This is a genomic window from Burkholderia sp. HMSC10F09 (assembly GCF_001806955.1).
Taxonomy (GTDB): domain Bacteria; phylum Pseudomonadota; class Gammaproteobacteria; order Burkholderiales; family Burkholderiaceae; genus Burkholderia; species Burkholderia multivorans.
In genome coordinates this window covers 1-3,140 of sequence record NZ_KV786854.1, presented here as the reverse complement: position 1 = coordinate 3,140, position 3,140 = coordinate 1, and the positions used below count along the sequence as shown (strand labels likewise).

At 68.7% G+C, this 3,140-nt stretch carries 3 protein-coding genes; 2 read left to right on the top strand and 1 reads right to left on the bottom strand.

The annotated features are described in order from the left end of the window. Positions 1 to 295: 295 nt before the first annotated feature. Entirely contained in the window at positions 296 to 1,579 is a 1,284-nt protein-coding gene (locus tag HMPREF3115_RS22895; RefSeq protein WP_006397897.1) for an isoprenylcysteine carboxylmethyltransferase family protein, read from the top strand. 522 nt (positions 1,580 to 2,101) lie between these two features. After that, the gene (locus HMPREF3115_RS22890; protein ID WP_059941036.1) at positions 2,102 to 2,731 is read left to right on the top strand and encodes a hypothetical protein; all 630 of its coding nucleotides are present in this window, start codon (positions 2,102 to 2,104) and stop codon (positions 2,729 to 2,731) included. Here HMPREF3115_RS22890 and HMPREF3115_RS22885 read toward each other — a convergent pair. Continuing rightward, a partial coding sequence (locus HMPREF3115_RS22885) for a DUF2894 domain-containing protein (RefSeq protein ID WP_141751718.1) occupies positions 2,728 to 3,140 on the bottom strand: 413 nt, incomplete at its 5' end. The two genes, HMPREF3115_RS22890 and HMPREF3115_RS22885, sit on opposite strands and share 4 nt — an antisense overlap.

The following is a 3,140-nucleotide window of genomic DNA, read 5'->3' as shown; positions in this document are numbered from 1 at the left end:
CGCCGGTGCAACCGGCGGCGCCGGCGGCGCGGCGACGACGCCGTCCGGCGGCGGCACCGTGTCGGCCGGGCTGAGCGGCAGTTCCAACGGCGGGGCGGCCGCGGGCGGCACGGGCAACCTGCTGTCGCCGGTGACGAACCTGCTCGGCGGTCTGCTGGGCGGCACGAAGAAGTAACGCGGTACGCACTAGAACCAAAGGCCAATGGCCGGGCACACATCATTCCAAAGCCCGGCCGACGGCCGGCGTCACCCGCCGCGCGGGGACGCCGGCCCCCATCCTGACGAGGATCCGATCATGAATTCCACGCTCGACGGCATCGCCGCGGTCCAGGACCGCCCGCCCCGTTCCGCCACCCCGTTCCGCGCCGGCCTGCTGGGCATCGCGGCCGGCCTCTTCGCGCTCTGGATCACGCGCGATCGTCCCGACCTCGACGCGGCGACCCGCGCGGTCGTCGCGAGCCTGTCGATCATCGGCACGATCGCGTTGTACGAATTGCTGATTTCCCGTGTCTATCTGCGCCCGAGCGCGGGGCTGTCGCGCCAGGCCGTGCGGCCGCTCGGCATCGCGCGCGTCGCGACGCGGCTCGGCGCGCTCGCGTCGATCTACGCCGGAATCGGCGCGATCTACTGGCTGCTGCCCGAGTATCACGGCGCGTTCTATTTGCCATTCTGGTCGCTGCTGCGCTCGCTCGCGCCGTACGTGATCGTCGCTGCGCCGTTCTATTTCGCGTGGATGGATCGCCATCAGCGCGAGACGGACGATGCCTACCTGCTGTGGGGCCGCTTCCTGTTTCGCCGCGAAAAGCCTGCGAACTGGCAACCGGTGCGAGAAATGCTCGCCGGCTGGGGCGTGAAGGCGTTCTTCCTGCCGCTGATGACCGTCTATCTGTCGAAGGACGCCGATCATCTGAGCGCATCGCTCGCGAATGCGCTGCACGCGCCGATGACGCTCGCGACGTTCGTCTTCCTCTACGACCTGTCGTTCACGATGGACCTGATGTTCGGCACGGTCGGCTATCTGTGCACGTTCCGCATTCTCGACAGCCACGTGCGCACCGTCGAGCCGACGACGCTCGGCTGGGTCGCCGCGCTGATCTGCTACCAGCCGTTCTGGTCGCTGATCTCGAACAACTACATCCGCTACGAAGGCTCGCTGTTCTGGGACAACTGGCTGCTGTCCGCGCCGACGCTGCGCGTGATCTGGGGCACCGTGATCATCCTGCTGCTGCTGACGTACGCGCTGTCGACGATCTCGTTCGGGCTGCGCTTCTCGAACCTGACGAACCGCGGAATCATCACGTCGGGCCCATACCGGTTCACGAAGCATCCGGCCTACATCACGAAGAACCTGTCGTACTGGATGGTCTCGGTGCCGTTCGTCGAGCCGCTCGGCTGGCAGGTCGGGCTGATGCACTGCGCGGGGCTCGTCGCGGTGAATCTCATCTACTACGTGCGCGCGAAGACCGAGGAACGTCATCTGATGCGCGATCCCGACTATCGCGCGTACGCCGAATGGATCGCGCAGCACGGGCTGTTCGCGCGGATCAGGCAGGCATTCGGCGCGCGGCAGCCGGCCTGACGCACGCGCTCGCGCTCGCGCTCGCGGGCGTCGGGGCGTCGGGACGATCGCGCGCCGACGCCCGCCCATTCGTTCGGGCACGACACCGCTTCCTGGCGCACGCGGTTGCGACCGATCGTCGCGAAACCGCGCGTTTGCGCCGTTTTCGTCGCCTTTCTCCGTCGAGCCGGTTGCCCGCGCCGGTCGCGTCGCGTATGGTGCTGACCGTCCGCGCGCAACCGATGCGCGGACACCGACCATCGCTACGTACGATGGCCGCACGGGCGTCGCCCGTCGTCACCGTCTCCGCGGCACCGCCGTTGCGCGCCGCGCGTTCTTGAGGAGAGAGGCGTGATCCACAAAATCGTGATCCTGTTCGGACTCTGCATCGCGGGCCTCGCCGCGATCGCCGCCGGTTTCCAGCACATCCCCAGCTGATTCGCGGCCCCGGCTCGCGCGTCGAGCACGGGGGCCGCTTCCATTCCGTTTTCCCTATTGCGATGAACCACCTTCTCGATACGCCCGGGACGGGCGCCTTTTGCCATGCGCATCGACGTACAGCATGCCCAGCACGACATCGACGATGAACTCGACGCGCTCTACGCGCGTCTGCACGAGCGCGGCCACCGCTTGCACGGCCTGCCGGCCGTCGCGCTCGGCGACTCTGGCCTGATCGTGCGCCACCGCGAAGCGGACGGCGAATACTTTCTTTACGTGGAAAATCCGGCCGCGCGCGAACTGGCCGGCTACACGGTGTTCAACCGGCTGCCGGAAATCCCGCGTCGCGCCGATCGTCACCTGCGCGCGCCGCATACGCGGCTGCGCGGATCGATGCAGCGCCGCGGGCTCGCGACCGCGCTCTATCGATGGGCGCTCGACGCAGGGCAGTGCCTGATTAGCGGCGCGCGGCAGTCGGTCGGCGCGGCGCAGCTGTGGAACGCGCTCGCACACGAGTACCGGCACGGCTTCGTCGACGTCGAAGGCCGCGCGCTGCGCTATCTCGGCGAAGCCGTTGCGACGCAGGTACACGATGCGCTGCACACGCGGCGCCTCTTGCTCGGCCGTGGATGGACGCTCGACGAACTGGCGCGCGCGACCGCGATGACGAATGCCGTATGCGGCGCGCCGGACAGCAGCAATGCGATGCCGTTAGCGCCGCCGTCGCGGCGCTAACGTACGCGCGTGCGCGTGCCCTTCTTCGCCGGCTTCGCGGGCTTCGCCGTCTTCGTGCGCGCCGCCTCCTTGTCGGGCTGCGCGCCGGCGCCGACGAGATCCTCGAGACACGCGAGCGCATCGACATACGAGAGGAACTGCTGCAGATACGCGGGCGACAGCTCGCGCATCGTCGACAGCGACCGGTGCACAAGGCTGTTCGAATTGAGCGGCCCCGCATTGCGCGGGACCTGGTCGAGCGATTGCCGATACTGCTGTTCGGTGCGGACCTTCGCCCAGGTCGCGCGGAAATAGTCGACGAGTTCGGGATCGATGCCACGCCGGTCCGCCTGCGCGTCGCGCGCGAGCCGCTCGACGAGTCCGGCCAGCGCGCCGCGCGACGAGGCGCGCGCGGGCGCGGCATGCGCTT